Origin of the sequence: Streptomyces sp. BBFR102 (genome assembly GCF_051397025.1) — a bacterium.
In the GTDB taxonomy this organism is placed as follows: domain Bacteria; phylum Actinomycetota; class Actinomycetes; order Streptomycetales; family Streptomycetaceae; genus Streptomyces.
The window spans coordinates 5,879,651-5,900,894 of sequence record NZ_CP195757.1 but is presented as its reverse complement, the minus strand read 5'-3'; the positions used below and the strand labels follow the sequence as shown (position 1 = coordinate 5,900,894).

The following is a 21,244-nucleotide window of genomic DNA, read 5'->3' as shown; positions in this document are numbered from 1 at the left end:
TGTGGTGGGCTGCGTGGTCACGGCGTCACCCCGTCTGCGCCGTCGGTGAGCAGGGGCCGCAGCAGGAGGCTGAGCGCGGTCGCGCCCCGGGCGTCCGCCGGAACGGCCGGCCCCGCGCCCGCCTCCGGGGGGCCGGCGGCGGTGGCCAGTTCGGCCGCGACCTCGTCGGCGGTGCGGGCGCGCATCAGCAGCGAGGGGTCGACCGTGCGGCCCGCCCGCTGTTCCAGGGCGGTGGCGAGCTCCGCGATGACCAGCGAGTCGAGCCCGAGCCCGCGCAGAGGGCGGTCGCCCGGATCGTCGCCCAGCACGTGCAGGAAGGCGTCCCGTACGTGGGCGCGCAGCGCGGTCCGGTCGCGGCCGGTGGCCGGGGCGGGGACGATCGTGCGGGGACCCGGCCGGGGTTCCTGGGCTTCGGGGGCGTCGGCCGGGGACGCGGGTGGTGCGGGCGGGGCCGCGGGCGCGTGTCCCGGGAGGATGACGGCGCCGCCGGTGAGCAGATGGCCGAAGAAGGCGGTCTCCGCCTCGGTGGCGTCGAGGGAGTGTGCGGCGGCGAAGGCGGCGTCGGCGGCCATGCCGACGCCGGTCCAGTTGGGCCAGGCATGGGCGGTGACGGCCGTGCCGGGCCCGTGCTCTCGTTCGGCCAGCGCCAGTTGGTAGGCGTTGGCGAGGCTGTAGTCGACCAGGCCGCGGCCGGCGTCCGCGCGCGTTCCGGCGAGGGAGGACGTCAGCACCGCGAAGTCGGCACCTCGGTCCTGGGCCAACCGGACGGCGTGGAGCGAGCCGTCCGTCTTCGGGACGACGACGCGGGCAGCGTCCGCCCAGGGGCGGCGGCGCATCGCGCCGAACGGGTTGACGCCACCGGAGCAGTGCACGACACCGCGCAACCGGCCCCACCTCGCGTCGAGTTCACCGGCGACGGTCGTGAGCGCCCGTGCGTCGGCGACGTCGCACGACCGGTAGACCACCTCGGCCCGCGCGGCGAGGGCGCGGAGCACCCGGGACCGGCCGGGGTCGAGGGCGGAGCGGCCGACGATGCCGATGTGCCGCGCGCCCCGGTCGATCAGCCGCTCGACGAGGCGCCGGCCGATCGCTCCCAGGCCGCCGGTCACGAGGTAGTAGCCGTCGGGACGGACCTCGTAGGCGCGGCCGGGCCGCACGGGGGACGTGTCGGGTACGTAGCGGACGCCCGCCCGGTGGGCGGTGGCGATGCTTCCACCGCCCCGGTGCAGCGCCGCGTACTCGGCGGCGAGCACACGGGCCCGGGCTTCGGCCGGTTCCGCCGGGTCCAGGTGGACGACCGCGTGGGCGATGCGGCTCTCGGCGCAGGCTGCCGCGACAGCCATGGCCTGGGCCGCCGTCCCGGGGCGCAGGTTCGCGCGCTCCCCGGGCCGCACTGCGGCGCCCAGGCAAGCGGCCCAGAGCAGCCTGCCGTGCGGGGGCAGCGCCTTCACCGTTTCCGCGACACGTGCCCAGAAGGTGCTGAGGTCGGGCTCCTGGCCGGGCGGGGTGGCGTCCACCATCAGGACGGTGTCGGCCTCGGTCTCCGTCCCGGTCACGTGGGCGCCGTGGACACGCAGCTCCGCGGTGAGCGACTCCCGGAGAGCGGGGTCGGTGACGACGAGGCGGACAGCGCCGGGTGCGGCCTGGGACCCCTGGGCCAGTGCCTCTTCGCGCCAGGTGGCCCGGTACGCCTCCGGAGTCGCGTCCTCGGCCGGGGCGGTCGCCTCGACCTGCATGTGCCAGTGCCGGCCCGGCGCGAACGGATAGGTCGGCAGGTCCGTGGTCCGCGCGCCGGGGACGGAGAGGGCGGGCCAGTCGACACCGGTGTACCCCGTCCGCACCAGCTCTGCCAGGGCGGCGTGGCCGGTCGGCACCGGGTCCGGCGCCCGCGCGCCGGAATCGGCGACACCGACCGGGACGCGTCCGGCGGCGACGGCCCGCAGGTTCTGGGCCAGCTCGGCGGCGTCGCGTCCGTGAACGGCCGTCACGTACTCCTGCGGCGAGCGGCCGACGTTGGCGGTGTGGCACAGGTCCGCGGTGTCCCACGGGCCTCGGGAGGTGGCGAAACGGTCGGCGTAGGCGGTGGCGAGTTCGCGTACCGCCCGCTCGTCCGCCCCCGTCACCCGCACCAGATGACTGTCCTGCACCACCGCCGCACCACGCTCCACCGACGGCGGCTCCTCCACGATCACATGCGCGTTCACCCCACCCATCCCGAACGCACTCACCGCACCCCGCCGCGGACCCCCCTCACGCCCCCACACCCACGGACGATCCACCAGAAAGAACGGCGAACCCTCGAAACGAATGTGATCATTCGGCCGCCGCACATGCAACGACCCCGGAACCACCCCATGCTCCATCGCCAACAACACCTTCACCAACCCCGCCAACCCCGCCGCCGGCTCCAGATGCCCGATATTCGACTTCACCGACCCCAACGCACAGAACTGCGAACGCCCCGTGAACCGACGCCACGCCCGCGACAACCCCTCCACCTCGATCGGATCACCCAACCCCGTCCCCGTCCCATGCGCCTCCACCACACCCACCGACTCCGGAGAAACCCCCGCATCCACCAACGCCGCCACCACCACCTCACCCTGACCACCCCCACTCGGCACCGTCAGACCACTCGTCCGACCCCCATGCCCCACCGCACTCCCCCGCACCACACCCCGCACCCGATCACCATCACGCAACGCCGCACCCAACGACTTCACCACCACCGACACCACCCCCTCACCCGGCACAAACCCATCCGCACCCGCATCGAACGCCCGCACCGCACCCGACGGGGACAGGGCCCGCAGCTCGCGCATGGCGACGTAGTGCAGCGGGCTCATCCCGACGCGGACACCGGCGACGACGGCCTGTTCGCACTCCCCGGCCCGGATGGACCGCACCGCCTGGTGCAACGCCACCAGCGACGACGAGCACAACGTGTCCACCGTCATGCTCGGACCCCGCAGATCCAGGAAGTAGCTGAGCCGGTTGGCGAGGAAGGCGTTGTGGTTGCCCAGTCCGCTGTGGACGTCGAGTTCGGGGGCGATGTTGTACTCGCGGTAGTGCTGGTAGCTGGCGCCCACGAACACACCGGTCGCGGGGGCCAGTTGTCGGGGCGGGAGGCCGGCCGACTCCAGCGCCTCCCAGGTGGTGCGCAGCAGCCAGCGGGCCTGCGGGTCGAGCACCTCGGCCTGCTTGGGGAAGAAGTCGAAGAAGCGGGCGTCGAACTCCTCGGCGTTGTCGAGGAATCCGCCGACGTCCGTGTGGCGCCGGTCCGCGTAGGCGCCCCACCGGTGGGCCGGTGCCGGCCGGATGGCGGTGCCCCCGTCGGCCAGCAGCGACCAGAGCGCCGCTTCGTCCTGGGCGCCGGGCAGGGCGAAGGAGAATCCGATGATCGCCAGGTCGCCGTCGCGCACCCCGTCGGCGGCCGGGGCGGGCACCGCGGCGGGACGCTCCGCCCGTGGCCGCTCCGACTGGCTCGCGGCGGCCGGCCCTGCGTCCTGCGCCGGGGCGAAGGTCCCGTCGGCGGCGTGTTCGGCCAGGTGCTGGGCGAGGGTGCGGCAGTCCGGAGCGTCCAGCACGTCCGCCAGGCTCACCCGGAGGCCGTAGGCGCTCTCCAGGTCGGCCGCGACAGCGGTCGCCAGCAGGGAGTCGAGGCCGGCGCCGGAGAGCGGGGTGGTGGCGGCGATGCCCGGGTCGTGGAAGGCGCCCCGGACGGCGGCGAGGACGGCGGCCTCGGCGGCGGCCAGGTGTTCCGCCCGCGGCGGCGTGGCGGACGGCTCGGCGTGCGGACGCGGGGCCGTCGCCTCGGGCTCCGGTGCCCCCGGGCGGGCGACCGGGCGGTACTCGATGCCGCTGAGCCGGGCGAGAACCCGGCCGTCACGGGCGAGCAGGGTCGCCTCGCCCCGGCGGACGGGGTCGGCGCCGGTGTGCTCGGCGTCGAGCACGACGTAGGCGGTACGCGCCGGGTCGTCCCAGCGGGCCACCCGGGCCACGGAGACCGGCAGGTACGTCCCCCGGGGGACGGCGGGGTCGGCGAGAGTGAGGACGGCCATGCTCTGCAGAGCGGCGTCCAGGGCGACCGCGGCGCGCTCCGGTCCGCCCTCGGCCGGGGTGTCCAGCCGGGCGAACACGCGCGCGGCACCGTAACGGAGGTCGGCGAGGGAGCGCAGGGGTGCCTCGATCTCCATGCCCTGGGCGGCGAACCAGGCGTACAGGCCCTCCGGTTCGAGGCCGCGGTCGAGTCCGGCACGCAGCTGGGCGATGTCGGGTGCGGCGGGTACGGGGTCCTGGGCGCGGCCGGTCGTCGTCAGGCGGGCGATGACGCGCTCTCCGTGGCGGAAGGCGGCCGGGCCACGGCGGCCGGGGTCGTCGAGGTCGCCGGTGAGCGGGCCGTCGCCGGTCCCCCGGGCGGTGAAGGTGACGTGTTCCAGCACCTCGGCGTGGTCGAGGGCGAGCGCCAGGGGCAGGGCTGCGGGAACGGTCGGCTCGCCGAAGACGCGGTGGGCGTGGGTCAGGCGCCGGACGCTTTCGTCCGTGTCCGGCCGGGAAGCGGTCGGCTGGTCGCCGGAGGCGGTCCGGAAGGGGTAGGGCGGCAGGATGATCCGGCGGGCCCACTGGCCGGCGTGGACCTGGCGCCAGTCGACGCTGCCGCCGCTCACGTGGAAGCAGGCCAGCGCCGTGCTCAGGCGGTCGTCGGGCAGGCCCAGTTGGGCCCGGAGCCGGTCGGCGCCGACCGTGGTGTACGCGGCGAGTCGTGCGTAGGTGGCGGCGTCGGCCGCGCCGGTGGCGGTGCCGAGGCCGGGGGCGACCACGCGCCCGTCTCGCAGGACCGTTCCGTGGGCGTCGCCGTGGTGTCGGGCGATCCGGTCGAGCCCGGCTCTCAGTTGCCCCGGGCCGGAGCCGAGGACGGCGGCGCGGTGGTGCTGGTGGTCGCGGCCGACGGCGGCCGAGCGGCACAGCGCCGCCGTGTCGGGGGCGTTCTCCTCGCTCAGCAGCCGCAGCAGGTCGCGGGCGCGCCGGACCAGGGCCTCGGGGGTGTGCCCGGAGAGGACCAGGAGGTGTTCGCCCAGCGCGCCGGGCGGGCCTTCGAGGGCGGACTCCTCGGGAACGTATTCCTCGACGACGACGTGGGCGTTGGTGCCGCCCATGCCGAAGGCGCTGAGGCCGGCGCGGCGTGGGCGGTCGCCGCCCGGCCACGGCAGTGGCGCCGTCGGGACGGTGAACGGCCCGGCGTCGAGGTCGAGATGACTGCCGGGTCGCTCGAACCCGGCGAGCGGCGGCACCTCGCGGTGCCGGAGGCAGAGCAGGATCTTGACCAGGCCGGCCAGGCCGCTGGCGGGCTCCAGGTGGCCGATGTTGGCTTTGGCGGAGCCGAGGAGGCAGGGCTCCCGGCGCTCCGGGCCGACGCCGAACACCTCGGTGAGGGCGGCGATCTCGATGGGGTCGCCCAGCCGGGTCGCCGTGCCGTGGGTCTCGATCAGGGTGATGTCGCGGGGGTCCAGCTCCGCGTCGGCCAGAGCGGCGCGGACGACGGCGCTCTGGGCTTCGCTGCGAGGCACCGGCAGGGCGCTGCCCCGGCCTCCGTGGTTGACGGCGGCGCCGCGGATCACCCCCCAGACGGTGTCGCCGTCCCGCTCGGCGGCGGCGAGCGGCTTGAGCATGACGGCCACCGCGCCTTCGCCCGGCAGGAAGCCGTCGGCGCGGTCGTCGAAGGGACGCGGCCGGGACTCGGACAGGGCGCCGAGCTGGCTGAGGCTGCGGTAGTACCAGGGGGTGAGGCCGACGTGGCAGGCGGCCACGAGGGCGGCGCCGCACTGGCCGGCGCGCAGGGCCGCGACGGCATGCTGGACGGCGACCAGGCCGGACGAGCAGAGCGTGTCGACGGTCTGGGAGGGGCCGGTGAGGTCCAAGGCGTAGGAGATCCGGTTGGCGAGCACGGCGTTCATCGAGCCGAGCGCGGTGTGCGGCCCGACCTCCTCCAGGCCGTGGGCGTCGCGGTGGTGGGTGTAGGTGGCACCGACGAAGACACCGATGTCCCGGTGTCCGGCGAGGCCGCTCTCGTCCCGGACGGCCCAGGCGTGTTCGAGGAGCAGTTTCTGCTGGACGTCCATCTCCTCGGCCTCGCGGACGGAGATGGAGAAGAACGCGGGGTCGAAGCGGTCGATGTCACTGAGGAAGGCTCCGCTGCGGCAGTACGTGCCGGTCATCTGCGGACCGCGCGGCTCGAAGTGGGCACCGACGTCCCAGCGTTCGGCAGGCACCTCGGTGAAGGCGTGCCGTCCGGAGCGCAGGAGGTGCCAGAAGCCTTCCAGACTGGTGGCGCCGGGCAGGTCGGCGGAGACCGCGACCACGGCGATGTCCTCGGGCCGGGTGGTGCGGGTGGCCGCGGTCACCGCCTGGGCCTGCGGGGCGGGGGCGGGAGGCTCGGGCGCGGGAGTCGGGGGTACCGGGAGGGCGGCGGCGACTCCGTAGCGTTCCGTCAGTGCCTCGGCCAGTTCGGTGAGGCCGCCGTACTCCAGGAAGAGGGTGGCCGGGAGGTGGACGTCCCACCTGCGGGAGAGTTCCTCGGCCAGTTCGACGCTCATGATGGAGCTCATGCCGTGGTCCGCCAGCGGGGTGGCGCGATCGAAGGAGGCCAGGCCCAGGCGGCCGGTGAGGAACCGCGCCAACTCGTCCTCGACACGGGCGCGGTCCGCGTGCGGGGTGGGAGCCTCCTCGGCGGGCGTCCGTACCGGTGCGGGCGCGGGCTCCTCGTCGGCGAGGGTGTCGGAGGCGTCGGGGTGGGCGATGACGACCTGGCGCGGCGGGTCGCCCAGCACCGCGAGGAGGGCGTCGAGGGCCTCGGTGGTGCCGAGCGGCCGCACGCCGCGTCGCCGCAGTTGCGCGGCGACGGCCGTGCCCATGCCGGTCTCGCCCCACAGCCCCCAGTCGACGCTCGTCCACGGTGCGCCGTGGGCGTGGGCGAAGCCGTCGAGGTAGGCGTTGGCCGCCGCGTAGCCGCCCTGGCCGAGGTTGCCGAAGGCGCCGGAGACGGAGGCGAACAGGACGGCGAAGTCCGGGTCCGAGCCGGCGAGGGCGGCGGCGAGTTCACGGACGCCGTCCGCCTTCGGCCGCATCACCTCGGCCAGGTCCTCGGCGGTCGCAGAGCGGAGCAGCCCGTCCTTGAGCGTCCCGGCCGCGTGCACGACTCCGTGCAGCTCACCGACGTCCCCGCGGATGCGCCCCACCAGGTCGGTGAGGGCTCCGGGGGCGGTGACGTCGACGGCGTACGAGCGGAGGGAGCAGGCCGTTCCCTCGACCTGTTCCGACGCGGTGTGGCCGGTGCCCGCGCCGCCCGAGCGGCTGGCGAGGGCGACGACGGCCGCGCCCTCGCGTGCGAGCCGCTCGGCGAGGGCGCGGCCCAGACCGCCGTGGCCGCCGAGGATCAGGTAGCGGCCGCCTTCGCGCACGGGCGGGGTGCCGATGACGGCCGGGCGGGTGGGGACCCGGACCGGTTCGTGGCGGACGCCGCGGCGGTAGCCGGTCTCCAGGGGCCCGTCGCCGAGTTCGGCCGGGAGCGCCGCCTCGGACTCCTCGTCGAGGTCGAGGAGGCGGGGTCGCAGACCGGGGTACTCGACGGCCGCGGTGCGCATCAGGCCCCAGAGTGCGGCGCGGGCGGGGACCGGCCGGTCCCCGTCGGCCACGGGCTGGGCCGCGTGGGTCACGACGAGGAACCGGGCGCGGCGCTGTCGCTCGCCGAGGGTCTTGAGGGCCGCGGCGCAGCCGTACGGGCCGGTGGCCAGTTCGGTGGACTCTGCGCGGACCGGACCGCTGTTGCCCAGGTGGACGATGCCGGTTACCTCCTCGCCGGCCGCTTCCCAGAGGCCGCGGAACGCCGCCTCGCCGGTGTCGGGGAGGACATGGTGGTCCTGGCCGGCCCCTTCTCCGCGTGCCGGGGCTCCGAGGAACGCGTCGACCACGCGGGCGCCGCCGGCACGCAGCAGCCGCCCGGTACGTTCCGCGAGGCCGCCGTCGTCGCCGTGGCGCAGTACGACCCAGGTGCCGGTCGTGTCGGGCCGGGGCGCGGGGGGCGCGGCGGCGGGACGCCACTGGATCCGGGAGAGCGGGGGCCGGATGGCGGCCGGCGCCGTCCGGACCGCGCCCGGCCCGGTCGTCCGGCGCATCCGTACGCCGGTGAACTCGGCGGCGGTCTCCCCGGACGGGCCGAGGACGACGGCGTCGCCTGTCGCGTACGCGCCCTCGGCGCCGGTGCGGCGTACCAGCACGGTCACCCCGGTGGCCCGGGCCGACAGGTCGGCGAGGACCGCGACGCGGGCGATGCCGATCGGCAGCATCGGCACGGGTGTGCCGTCGGCAGCGAGTTGCTGGAGCGCGCAGCTGACCACCTGGAGGACGCCGTCGACCAGCAGGGGGTGAGCGTGCCAGGGCAGGGGCTCGGCGTCGGTGCGCAGCCGCGCGCGGGCGGTGCCGTCGCCCACGGTGAGTTCCCGGACGGTCCGGAAGTCGGGGCCGTAGTCGAGGCCCGCCCGGGACCAGCCCTCGTACAGCTCCTGCGGCGTGAGGGGGCGTCCGTCGGCGGCCGGCCGGGCGGAGGAGTGGCGGGGCGCGGTCTCGCCGTCGCGCAGCAGACGGCCGGCACCGGTGGAGAGCTGCTTGCGTTCGCCGGCCAGGACGGCGCTCAGCTCGAAGCGGGCGCCTTCCCCCGGGACGACCTCGTGGGTGACGTCCAGGCGGACGGGCACGGTCGCCTCAGGGGTGAGGGCGAGGGGGCGCAGGAAGGCGACATCGGTGAGTTCCAGCGGGACGAACGGCCGGCGACGGGCGATCCCCGCCAGCGCCATCTCGATCTGCACGGCGGCCGGCAGCAGCCCCGACCCGTCGGCGCGGTGCTGGGCGATGAGCGGTTCGCGCCCCGCGAAGGTCTTCTCGTAGGTCTCGGCTCGTGGCGTCACTCTGCTTCACTCCGGTGCTCGTAAGGGTGGTCGAACAGCGGGTGGCTGACGGCGTTCGCCGTGGCGCGGCGAGCGGGGGGTGCGGTCAGCTCCTGTCGGGCGAAGGGGTACGTGGGGGCGGTGGTGGTGCGCTGGTTCTTGCCGGCGTGCAGGGCGGCCCAGTCCAGCTCCGCGCCGGTGGCCCGGTGGTGGGCGGCCAGGGCGGCGTGCAGCTGGACCTGGTCGTTGCGCTCCCGGTGCAGTGTGGGCACCCAGGCCGGGTGGGGCTCGGTGAGGACGGTGCGGGCCATCGGCAGGAGCTGGGGGTGGGGGCCGATCTCCCAGACGGCGTGAAGGCCCTCGGCGGCGAGCGTGGTCAGCGCCTGGGCGAAGCGGACGGGGCGGCGGATGGCGGCCGCCCACCGCTCCGGGTCGGTGGCGGTCGCCGAGGTGTGCCAGTCACCGGTGAGTGTGTCGGCGAAGGGGAGTTCCGGCGCGTGCAGCGCGGTGGCGTCGACGGCCTCGGCGAAGGGCCGCACGGCCGGTTCCATGGCGGCGGAGTGGAAGGCGTGGCTGACGGTGAGCCGCCGGGTGCGGTAAGGGCTCTCCTCGCAGAAGCGGGCGATGTCCCTCTCCGGCCCGGTGACCGTGTGCGTGCGCCCGTTGTACGCGGCGATCTCGACACCCGGATGGTTCCGCAGCGTCTCGGTCAGCGAGGCGGTGCCGGTGTGGACGACGGCCATGGTCCCCTCCGTGGACCGGCCCTGCATGAGCGCGCCGCGTACGGCGGTGAGCCGCAGCAGGTCGGGCAGGGCGAGGACGTCGGCGGCCCAGGCGGCGGTGAGTTCGCCGAGGCTGTGCCCGGCGACGGTGTCGGGGCGTACCCCCGCCTCGGCCAGCAGGCGGGTCAGGGCGACCTCGACGCTGACGATGGCGGGCTGGGCGTACCGGGTCTCGTCGAGCAGGTGCCGGGCGTCGCCGTGGAGCAGGTCGAGCAGGGGCACGTCCAGGTGGGGGGTGAGCAGGTCGGCGCATTCGTGCAGGGCGTCGCGGAAGTGGGGTTCGGTGGTGAGCAGACGTCGGGCCATGCCGGCGTACTGGGAGCCCTGCCCGGTGTAGAGGAAGGCGGTGACATGCCGTCCGGCGGCCCGGACGGGCTTGGTGGTGCCGTCGGCGATCTCGGTGAGGCGGGCGGCCAGTTCGGTGCGGCCGGTGCCGTGGACGGCCGTGGTCCAGCGCTGGGCGGCGCGCCCCGTGTTCACGGTGCGGGCGAAGTCTCCCGGGTCGGCGTCCGGGGCGGCGGTGAGGTGGTCGGCGTAGGCGGTGGCGAGTTCGCGTACCGCCCGCTCGTCCGCCCCCGTCACCCGCACCAGATGACTGTCCTGCACCACCGCCGCACCACGCTCCACCGACGGCGGCTCCTCCACGATCACATGCGCGTTCACCCCACCCATCCCGAACGCACTCACCGCACCCCGCCGCGGACCCCCCTCACGCCCCCACACCCACGGACGATCCACCAGAAAGAACGGCGAACCCTCGAAACGAATGTGATCATTCGGCCGCCGCACATGCAACGACCCCGGAACCACCCCATGCTCCATCGCCAACAACACCTTCACCAACCCCGCCAACCCCGCCGCCGGCTCCAGATGCCCGATATTCGACTTCACCGACCCCAACGCACAGAACTGCGAACGCCCCGTGAACCGACGCCACGCCCGCGACAACCCCTCCACCTCGATCGGATCACCCAACCCCGTCCCCGTCCCATGCGCCTCCACCACACCCACCGACTCCGGAGAAACCCCCGCATCCACCAACGCCGCCACCACCACCTCACCCTGACCACCCCCACTCGGCACCGTCAGACCACTCGTCCGACCCCCATGCCCCACCGCACTCCCCCGCACCACACCCCGCACCCGATCACCATCACGCAACGCCGCACCCAACGACTTCACCACCACCGACACCACCCCCTCACCCGGCACAAACCCATCCGCACCCGCATCGAACGCCCGCACCACACCCGACGGGGAGAACGAGCGGAGCCGTGAGCCGAGTTGGAAGTACTGGGGGGACATCCCCATGTGGACACCGGCGACGACGGCCTGTTCGCACTCCCCGGCCCGGATGGACCGCACCGCCTGGTGCAACGCCACCAGCGACGACGAGCACAACGTGTCCACCGTCATGCTCGGACCCCGCAGATCCAGGAAGTAGCTGAGCCGGTTGGCGAGGATCGCGTTGTGGTTGCCCAGTCCGGCCGGTGTCTCGACGACGTCGCCGACGACCATGTCCCGGTAGTGCTGGTAGCTGGCGCCCACGAACACGCCGGTGGAAGGGGGGACCCGGCCGGCGATGCCCGCGTCCTCCAGCGCCCGCCAGGCGGACTGGGCGAGGTGGCGCTGCTGCGGGTCGATCCACTGCGCCTCGGCCGGCGAGAGGCGGAAGAATCCGGCGTCGAAATCGGTGAGCCCGTCGACGAACCCGGCCTTCCGCAGGTAGACGGTGCCCGGCCGGCCCTCCGTGCCGTAGTACGCCTCCAGGTCCCAGCGCTCCTTGGGCACCTCGCGCAGGCAGTCCTCGCCCGCCATGAGGACGTGCCAGAGTTCGTCGGTGCTGCGGGCATTGGGGAAGATCCCGTCCATGCCGATGATGGCGATGTCGTGCCGGTCGTCCTCGACGTCCTCGGGGCGGCGGCCCGCGGGCCGCGGCTCCCTCGGGCGGGCGTTGTCCGGATCGGGCGTGGCAGGGGGTGCCCCGGGCAGCGCCGGGGCGGGCGCCACCTCGGGCGGCGGCCCGGACTCGGCGAGGCCGGGCTCCCGCTCCGAGGGGGCGGAGGTCACGCCGTAGGCGTCGCGCAGTTCGGCGGCGAGCCGCTCTACCGTGCCCACCTCCAGTACGAGGGTGACGGGGATGTCGACGTCGAGCCGGGCCTTGATGTCCTGGGCGAGCGAAACGGCGAGCAGGGAGTCGAGGCCCTGCTCCTGGAGCGGGCGGTCCGCCTCCACGGCGTCGGACTCCAGTTCCAGCGCCTCGGCCACCCAGCGGGTCAGCACGGAGTCGAGGTCTTCCCCGGCGGCGCGGGCCAGGGCGGGACGGTGCCCGTTGAGGCGCCCGGCCGGGGTGGCGGCGGGACGGTCCGCGCCTTGCGGGGCCGGGTGGGGCCTCTCGGACGGGGCGGGGTGCACGGCGTCGCGTTCCGGGGCCGGGGGCGTGACAGGGCCGGAGGGCGGCGTGGAGAGCCGCTTCCAGGTGACCCCGTGCGCCTCCAGGACCGGGGTCGCGCCGTCGAGGACGACGAGGCTGGCGGTGAGCAGACCGGAGCCGGGAGCCGTGTCGCGGTCACGGCGCGCGTGGACGCGGACGGTGGCCGGGAGAGGGCCGAGGACCGTGAGCCGCTCCACGGTGAAGGGGACGTAGAGCCCGTCCGCTCCGCACGCGGCGAGGGCGACCTGGAACGCGCCGTCCAGCAACCGGGCGTCCAGGGGCCCGCGCGCCGGGCCTTGGGAGCGCAGGTCGCCGGTGGCGACACCGGGCCCGGTGGACAGCGCGGTGACGGTGCGGAAGCCGGGGCCGTACCGCAGTCCCCGGCGGGCGAAAGCGTCGTACATGGCGTCGAGGTCGACGGGCGTGCGGGCGGCGCCGGAGGAGTCCGGCACGGTGAGTGCCGAAGGCACGGGGGCGGTCACGCGGCCGTCGCAGACCAGGGCGCCCGAGGCGTCGTTGAAGCGGACGGCGGTGCCGTCGTGCTCGGCCGTCACCCGGGCGTCGCCCCCGACCGGGGCCCGGAAGGTGAGGTCGCGCAGGCAGAACCGGTCCTGGCCGAGGAGCTGGGCGATCCGGCCGGGATAGGCGGCGCCGGGAAGGGTCGGCGTGCCGAGGACCAGGTGCTCGGCGGCCTCGGGCTGTTCGCTCCAGGAGCGTACGACGGGGCCGGCCGGCCCGTCGGAGCGGGCGGAGGGTGCCTCGGCGGGCTCCAGCCAGAGACGGCGCTCCCCGTGCGGTGCCGTCGGGAAGCGCGCGGGTGCACGGCCGGGCGGGGTCGTGAGCCGCGCGCCGGCGGCGAACTGGCGGGCCGCGGCGTCCAGCCGCTCGCGGGGCGCCCCGTGGGCCACCGGCACCTCCGGCATTCCCTCGTTCCCGGTGGCCGCGCCGGTGTGGAGGGATCTCGCCCGGCTCACTCCGGCCAGGAAGAGCCGCAGCTTGTCTTCAAGTTGTTCGGCGCTGTCCACGACGCAGGCCAGGCGGTGCGGGGCTGCGGGGCGGCGCAGACTCGACTCGCTGAGGGCGCCCAGGGACGGGCAGTAGGCGGAGCCCAGCATCAGCAGGAGCCGCCGCGCCAGCGTGCGCAGCGCCTCCGGCGAGCCGGCCGACAGGGCCAGCAGGCGCGGCCCGTCGCCGTCCGCCGCCGTCGTGTCAGGGGCGGCCTCGACCACGACGTGCGCGTTGGCGCCGCCGAAGCCGAAACTGCTGACGCCCGCGACGCGCGGCCCCTCCCAGGGCACCGCCCGGTCGGCGACGAACAGGGGTGAGCTGTCGAAGTCGAACGCCTTGTTGGGCGTGCGGAAGTTGAGGGACGGCGGGATGGTGCCGGCCTGGAGGGCCAGGACGGTCTTGATGAGTCCCGCGACGCCCGCGGCGGGTTCCAGGTGGCCGATGTTGGTCTTCACCGAGCCGACGGCGACCGGTCCCGCCGCTGCCCCGCCGAGGACGGTGTGGAGCGCCTCCAGTTCGATGAGGTCGCCGAGCTGGGTGCCGGTGCCGTGTGCCTCCACGTACCCGATGCCGCCCTCGCCGACCCCGGCGGCGGACAGCGCCTTGCGCAGGACGGCTTCCTGGGCCGGTCTGCTGGGCGCGGTGAGGAAGCCGGCGCTGCCGCCGGTGTGGTTGACGGCGGTGCCTCGCACCACGGCGAGCACCGGGTCCCCGTCGCGTTCGGCGTCGGCGAGCCGCTTGAGCACGACGACGCCGCAGCCCTCGCCGCGGACGTACCCGTCGGCCGCTTCGTCGAAGGTGCGGCAGGCGCCCTGGGGCGAGAGCATGCCGCCCCGGGCGAAGGAGCGTGTCTTGTCGGGCGTCAGGATCAGGTTGGCGGCGCCGACCACCGCGGCGTCCACGTCTCCCGCGCGCAGATGGACGGCCGCCTGGTGCAGGGCGACCAGCGAGGAGGAGCAGGCCGTGTCGACGGCGATGCTCGGGCCCGACCAGTCGAAGACGTAGGACAACCGGTTGGCGACCATGGACAGGGCGGTACCGGTGGCGGCGTGCGGGTCGGCGTGGCCGGTGCTGCGTGCCACCAGCTCCGGGAAGTCGCTGGCGATGGTGCCGACGAAGACACCGGTGCCGGTCCCGAGCGAGTGGTGATCGTGGCCGCTGCCCTCCAGGGCCTCGGCGGTGACGCTGAGCAGCAGCCGCTGGAGGGGGTCGGTGCGGCGCGCCTCGCGGTCGGTCAGGCCGAAGCGCGCAGCGTCGAAGCGTTCCACGCCGTCGAGCCACCCCATGCGGGCCTCGTCGGTCTGCGACCAGAGGTGGGCCCAGCCGCGTCTGTCCGCCGGCGCCTCGCCGATGCTGGAGACGCCGTCGAGGAGGTTGCGCCAGAACTCGTCGGGGGTGGCGGCGCCGGGAAAACGGCAGGCCATGCCGATGACGGCCAGGGCGTCCCCGGCGGGCGGCCGCGCGCTCTTCCGTGGCCGGCCGGTCACCGGTGCGGAGGCGGGGGCCGGGCGGTCCGGCTCCCGCGCCGCGTCCGTGGCCGTCGGGACGGCGGCCGGCCGAGCCTGCGCGCTCTCCGGCTCGGAGATCCGTACGGTTCCCTCGGCGGCGAGCAGCCGGGCCAGGGCGGCCGGTGTGCCGGTGGCGAAGATCGACGTGGTGCTGACCGGCGCGCCCAGGCTGTCACTGAGGCGCGCGGCGGCGAGGGTGACGTTGGCCGAGTCACCGCCGAGGTCGAAGAAGTTGGCGTCCGTCGCGAAGTCGTCGGTGCCCAGCGTGGCGGCGAAGGCGGTGGCGACCGTCCTGGTGAGTTCGGACAGGGTCGTGCCGTCCGCCGGGCCGCTGTCGGCGGTCCCAGCCGTGGCGGTCGATGGCGCCTCGTCCGTGCGGATGACGGTGTCGCGGGTCGGTTCGGGCAGCAGGGAGCGGGCGGTCTTGCCGTTGCCGGTGAGTGGCAGCGCGTCGAGGCGGACGTAGGCGTCGGGGACCATGTGGTCGGGCAGCGAGCCGCGCGCCCACGCGTCGAGTCCGGACCTGGTCGCCGCCTCCGCGCCGATCAGGTAGGCGGTGAGGCGGGGTTCGCCGCGTCCCTCGAAGCGGGCCGCGGTGACCACGGCGGCGCCGACACCGGGGAACCGCTCCAGCACCCCTTCGATCTCGGCGGGTTCGACGCGGTGGGCGCGCACCTTCAGCTGGGCGTCCATCCGGCCGAGCCATTCGAGGGCGCCGTCGGTGTGGAGCCGCACCTCGTCCCCGGTGCGGTACAGGCGGACGCCGGTGGCCGGATGGGTGAGGAAGGCGTCCGCGGTGAGGTCGGCGCGGTGGGCGTAGCCGCGGGCGAGGCCGGCGCCGGAGATGTACAGGGCTCCGGTCGTGCCGGGGGCGCAGGGCGCGAGTTCCTCGTCGAGGACGTGCAGGCCCAGGCGGGGCAGGGGTTCGCCGAGGGGCAGGAAGGAGCCGACCGAGGCGACGCGGTGGCTGGAGGCCCAGATGGTCGCCTCGGTGGGCCCGTAGAGGTTCCACAGGGAGCGCGCGGAGGCGTGCAGCGGCTCGGCGACGCTGACGGGCAGTGCCTCGCCGCCGGAGAGGACGGTGAGGCCGGCCGGGGGCCGCCAGCCGGTCTCCAGCAGCAGCCGCCACATGCTGGGGGTGGCCTGGGCGATGGTGGCCTCGCCGGTCAGCTCGGCGAGGCGGCCCGGGTCGCGGGCGGCGTCGCGGCCGGCCAGGACGACGGTGGCGCCCTTCGTCGGTGGCAGGAGCAGTTCCAGCAGGGAGATGTCGAAGGCCACCGTGGTGTGGGCGAGGACCCGGTCCTCGGCGGTCACGGCCAGACGCTCCCCGATCCCGGTGAGGAGGTTGGCGAGGGCGCCGTGTTCGACTTCGACGCCCTTGGGGTCGCCCGTCGACCCGCTGGTGAACAGGACGTAGGCCAGGTCGCCCTGACCCACGCGGGCGGGCACGGCCACGGCCGATCCGTCCGCCTCCGGGACGGGCAGGGCCAAGCCGAGCGAGGCGCCGAGCGCGTGCGTGCGCGCGTCGGTGAGGATCAGGTCGGCGTGCGCCACCTCGGTGTACCGGCGTAGCCGCTCGGCCGGGTAGCCGGGGTCCAGCGGCAGGAAGGCCGCACCGGCCCGCAGCACACCGAGGAGTGCGGGCAGCAGGTGCGTCCCCCGCTCCAGCAGGACGCCCACGACGGCGCCGTCCTCGACACCCTGGTCGTGGAGGTGGGCGGCGACGGCGTCGGCCCACGCGTCGAGGGCGGCGTAGTCGAGGGTGCGGTCGCCGCAGCGGACGGCCACGGCGTCCGGCCGGGCGGCGACGGCGGCGGCGACCAGGTCGAGGACGGTCGGGTCGGACGGCTCGGGTGCCGGGGCCTTGGCAAGGGCGGCCGGCGCCTCCTGCGCGGCGGGTGCCTCGGTGACCGCGGAGGGCTCGGTGGCGGTCTGCGCCCGCTCTTCACCGTGGAAGAGCGCGGACAGGGCGAGGTCCTCGATCCGCTCGGTGAAGGCCAGTGCCTCTTCGCGGTTCATCGCGGTCTCCCGCACGAACACCGTCGGGGGCCCGGTCTCGACGCAGAGCAGCGCGACCTCGGTGTGCGGTTCGGCGGAGGCCTCCTCCCCGTCGTGCCGTTCCACGACCATGACCTGGGTGAACGAGGGTTCGTCGGAGCCCAGCGGGCGTCCGGCGAGGCCCAGGCGGATCTCCAGGTCGGCGGCGTACCCTTCCCGGGCCTGGGCCTCGTCCAGCTTGCGCAGCAGAGAAGCGGTGCCGTCGGCCTCGTACCGGACAGGGACGCGGACGGCGGTGAGGCCGTGGGTGCGTTCGGCCCGCAGCCGTGCCGCCGACGGCGACCAGGCGAAGTCGAAGCACGGCTCGCCGGTGCGCTCGGCGACCGCGTCGAGGAAGGCGCGCACCACGTCGGCGGTCTCCTGGCGGGAGGCCGGGAGGTACGCAAGTTCGTAGCGCCCGTAGTGGGCGGTGGCGGCGGTGAAGTCCTCCGCCGGCAGCCGGGCCGGCCGCAGTGCGCCGAGACGGGTGCGCCACCAGGGCTCGTGGGGTCGCAGGGACTTCTGGGCGGCGGCCACGGCTTCCAGTCGTCCGGCGGACACGCCGGGCACCGGGGCGCCTTCGGTGATGCCGAGCCGCTGGGCGGCGGCCTGGCCGCTCAGCGCGGAGCCGTCGACCGCGAGGAAGTCGCTGAGGACGAGGTCGGCGTCGGGCGCGGCGAGGGTGATCGCGGAGGTGGTGACGGCCAGGGCGACGGTGTCGCTGCGCACCTCGTCGCGCGGCAGCAGCCGGATCTGACGGGTGAGGACGGCGCCCTGCTCGGTGAGGAGTGCCGGAACACCGAGCGGATTGGGGAAGGAGCCGTAGTCCAGTGCCTTGGAGAGCCGTACGGCCTCGGCGGCCGTGGTGCCGGCGTGGATCACTCCGCCGGAGGCCGGCCGGTGGGACCGGCGGTAGAAGCGGCGCTCCCGGTGGCCGGTGTCGACCGGCTCGGGCAGAGTTCCGGCGACGACGTGCGGGACGAGGCCGCCGAAGAGTTCGATGCCGGTCTCGGCGGTCTCGTATGTCAGGGAGAGGGCGGTGGAGTGGTCACGGACCGGGAACCACCGTTCGAGCAGGACGCTGCCGGCGTCCACGGCCTCGGCCATGCGGTGCCAGGTCGCGGCGTGCCGGGTGGCGCCTTCGTACAGCGCCCAGGCGGGGACGTGGCTGCCGGAGTAGCGGGGCAGCGGTCCGTCGTGGAAGTTGATCGCGGCGATCCTGGGCAGAGCCAGCACCTCGGCGCGCAGGATGCGGAAGTTGACCATGCTGAACAGGTAGTCGAAGGGCTGCCGGGACAGCGTGGCGGTGAGGTCGCCGTGCGGGTCGTGCAGGGCGATGCCGTGCTCGGCGGCGAAGGCGGCGACAGCCGGGTCGTCGCTGAAGACGCCCTCGACGCGGACGCCGGCGTCCAGCAGCTGGGCGGCGCAGCGGGTGAGGACCCGGGTGCCGCCGATCAGGAAGCAGGTGGTCGGCATGGTCACCCCTCGGCCGTCGCGGGTTCGGCGGAGTGGTCGGGTCCGGCGGTCTCGGCCACGACCCAGGCGTCGATCTGGGAGACGACCTCCTCGTCCAGGGAGAGCTGGCCGGGGGCCCACTGCGGGTTGGAGAGACCGCGGTGGGTGCGCTCGCACATCTCCCAGTCCTCGTAGTTCGCCTTGTCCCAGAGGGCGAACACGGCCTCGTGGGAGAAGTCGTCCTTGGCGGTCTCCGAGGGGTGGAAGAGCCAGAAGTGCCGCACGACGCAGGTGCCGGGGCTCTCCGGCCAGACCCACTGCATCATCACGTAGTCGGCGGTGAAGCCGAAGAGCAGGTTGGGCAGGATCGTGATCCAGTTGATCCGCTGACGGTCGGCCTCGGGAACCAGCGCCATCGGTTCGCGCCCGCTGCGTCCCGTCATGGAGACGGAGTTGAAGCCGCCCCGGATGGACTGCCAGGCGCCGACGAGGTCGCCCTTGAGGTCATAGGTGCCCGCGTCGTCGAAGTCGGTGATGCGGTGCAGGTCCTTGTGGGCGGTCGGGAAGTGCAGGCTCTCGTTGACGTTGTGCGCGACGAGCTTCCAGTTGGAGGCGACCGGGTAGTCCTTGGCCTGGACGCACTCCAGGTCGGCCAGTTCGTAGACGCGGGCGAACTCGCCGAACTCGCCGAGGGACTCGTCGAGGTCGGGCGCGTCGTCGCCGAAGGCGATGAAGACGACGCCGTGCCGGATCTCGGTACGGACGGGTAGCAGCCCGTTCTTCCCCTTCTCGAAGAAGTGGTCGAAGTAGGTGCCGTTGTAGCTCTTGAGCGCGCCGTTGCGGTCGTACACCCAGCAGTGGTAGAGGCAGACGAGGCTCTGCCGCTTCCCCGCCGCCTCCTCCACCAGCTTGTAGCCACGGTGCCTGCAGTAGTTGTGGTACGCCTGGATGCCGTTGTCGCCGTGGAGCAGCAGCACCGAGCCGGTGCCGATGTTCAGGGTGGTGTAGGAGCCTTTCTCCTTGAGCCGGGAGACGTGGTCCACCGGCAGCCAGCGGCGCCCGTAGATGCGGGCCATCTCCCGCCGGTGCTGCTCCTCACCGGTGTAGAAATCGTGCGACCGGCCGATGCCGCCGGTCTCGAAGTACGGCCGCTGCTCGGCCTGTTCACTGATGAGCTGGAACATGCTGGACGCGCGCGTCATCTGCTGGGCTCCCTCGGGGTGAGGTGCGTGAAGGCGGGTGGCGGGGCCGCTGCGGTCTCTGGGGACGGACGGCCTTCCCGTCGTCCCGTGTGCCGTGGCGGCCGTGCGGAGCGCTCACTGTTTCCGGGCAGGGCTGGCCAGGGCCGGGGGGGGGAGGTGGGGCGGGCGCGGTGGTACGGCATGCGGCCCGGGCAGAGCGTGTCGACGGGTTGGTGCCGCTCCGTGGCGCAGAGGCCCGGCGGGCGGCGGTGCCGGTGGGGTCCGCGCGCCACGTGTCCGCGTGACGGCGACAGCGCCGGGCCGGGAGCGGGACGGGTCAGCCGGCGGGGTCGTAGATCCGCTGGTCCTGGGGGACGCCCGCGTCGTCGTAGAGGCGCTCCAGGGCGTCCGGCGCGTAGATCTCGTGGTCCTCCACGACGCCGCCGATCAGCCCGAGCATGCGGTCGGTCCACTCCTGGTTCTTGCTCATCGCGTCCATCGTGACGCGGAAGAAGGGCGGGAGTTCGGTGAGGGGTGCCAGGGTGGTGGTGAAGTCGTAGACGCCGGCACTCTCCTCGTCGCGCACCTTGTGGTACTCGGCGAGGGCCTCGTCCATCGGCCGCTCGCCGGCGAGCCCCTGGTGGAGGCGGTCGGCGAGCAGTTCGCCGTGGAGGAAGGCGTCGGTCATGCCCCAGCCGGTGTACGGGTCCTTGTGGTACCCGGCGTCGCCCACGAGGGCCCACCCGGGACCGTAGGGGCGACGGTAGTAGTTGTCGGGGTAGCGCATGGGTTTGAAGTCCTCCTCGCGCCTGCCCAGGTCACGCAGTTGCGCGCCCATGTCCGGGTCCACGTCGTCGAAGACGGCGTGGAAGCGGTTCTCCACGTCCTGGCGGAACTCTTTGAGCTGGGCGCGGGAGCAGATGACGGCCAGCATGCTCAGGTCGTCGTTGGTGGGCCAGGTGCCGAACCACCGCTCGTTGAGCCCGGCCTTGTGGTGCAGTCCCCAGTCGAGCCCGCTGTAGTACGAGTAGTAGATGAAGCCGGCGGCGGGACGCACGTTGTACAGCTCGGCCCCCACCTTCTTGGCGACGGTGGAGTGGAAGCCGTCGGCACCGACGACGACGGTGGCGCGGAACTCCCGCTCGGGTCCGTCGCCCTCGCGCCCGCGGATGCCCACGACCCGCCCTTCGGTGGCCACCACATCGGTGACGGTGAAGCTTTCGAGCACCTCGGCGCCGGCCCGGCGGGCGGCGTTGACGAGGATCTCGTCCAGGACACGGCGGCGGGGGGCGTACACGGTGTCGAGGCCGTCGACCGTGGCCGCGAAGCCGTTGAGGTGGATTCCCCGGTAGGAGTAGTGCATCTTCTTCAGTTCCGGGGTCTTGGCGGCGACTATCTCGTCGAGCAGCCCCCACTCCCGGAGTTTCAGCAGTCCCGCCTGGTGGATGTAGTGGGTGGAGACGGCGTCGCTGGGAAAAGAGGACCGGTCCACCACGAGCACCCGGTGGCCCTGCCGGGCGAGAAGCATTCCTACTGGCGATCCCGCGCAACGGGCACCCACAACAATGACGTCGTACACGCGTCCCCCAAGAATCGGATCGAGCCCACACGGCCGCCCCTCCGCTCCGTCGGCACTTCCCGGCCGACGGACCGCGGCACTGGCGAGGAGGCTATGAGGATCCCCAACTAAAGGTCAATAGTCGCCAGAGGGCAGGTAATTCAGCTGCCGCGACCGCGGGATGCCCAATCATGGGCGCTCCTTCGTCCGGACGAAATAAATCGTCAGCCTTATGCACCCTTTCAGCACCGTATGACCCCAGCACGCAACCCTCAGAACGTGACCCACGTCACAATCATTCAGCCTGGCGATTCAGCCGTACCCCCGATCATTCGATGCCTC

General features: G+C 74.1%; 4 protein-coding genes. All 4 read right to left on the bottom strand.

Annotated elements, in window-relative coordinates:
• Positions 1-17: 17 nt before the first annotated feature.
• The 4 genes from ACSLIC_RS26070 to ACSLIC_RS26055 all read right to left on the bottom strand — a co-directional run bounded on the left by ACSLIC_RS26070 (position 18) and on the right by ACSLIC_RS26055 (position 20,923).
• On the bottom strand, positions 18-8,960 hold the full coding sequence (locus tag ACSLIC_RS26070; protein ID WP_436740147.1) for an SDR family NAD(P)-dependent oxidoreductase: 8,943 nt from the start codon (positions 8,958-8,960) through the stop codon (positions 18-20).
• The gene (locus ACSLIC_RS26065) at positions 8,957-18,184 is read right to left on the bottom strand and encodes an amino acid adenylation domain-containing protein (protein WP_436740146.1); all 9,228 of its coding nucleotides are present in this window, start codon (positions 18,182-18,184) and stop codon (positions 8,957-8,959) included. The genes ACSLIC_RS26070 and ACSLIC_RS26065 overlap by 4 nt, the downstream gene beginning before the upstream one ends.
• 2 nt (positions 18,185-18,186) lie before the next feature.
• A complete protein-coding gene (locus tag ACSLIC_RS26060) occupies positions 18,187-19,365 on the bottom strand; it encodes an aromatic ring-hydroxylating oxygenase subunit alpha (RefSeq protein ID WP_436740145.1) in 1,179 nt (392 codons plus the stop codon).
• A 316-nt stretch (positions 19,366-19,681) separates the two neighbouring features.
• The gene (locus ACSLIC_RS26055) at positions 19,682-20,923 is read right to left on the bottom strand and encodes an NAD(P)/FAD-dependent oxidoreductase (protein WP_436740144.1); all 1,242 of its coding nucleotides are present in this window, start codon (positions 20,921-20,923) and stop codon (positions 19,682-19,684) included.
• Between the last annotated feature and the right edge of the window lie 321 nt (positions 20,924-21,244).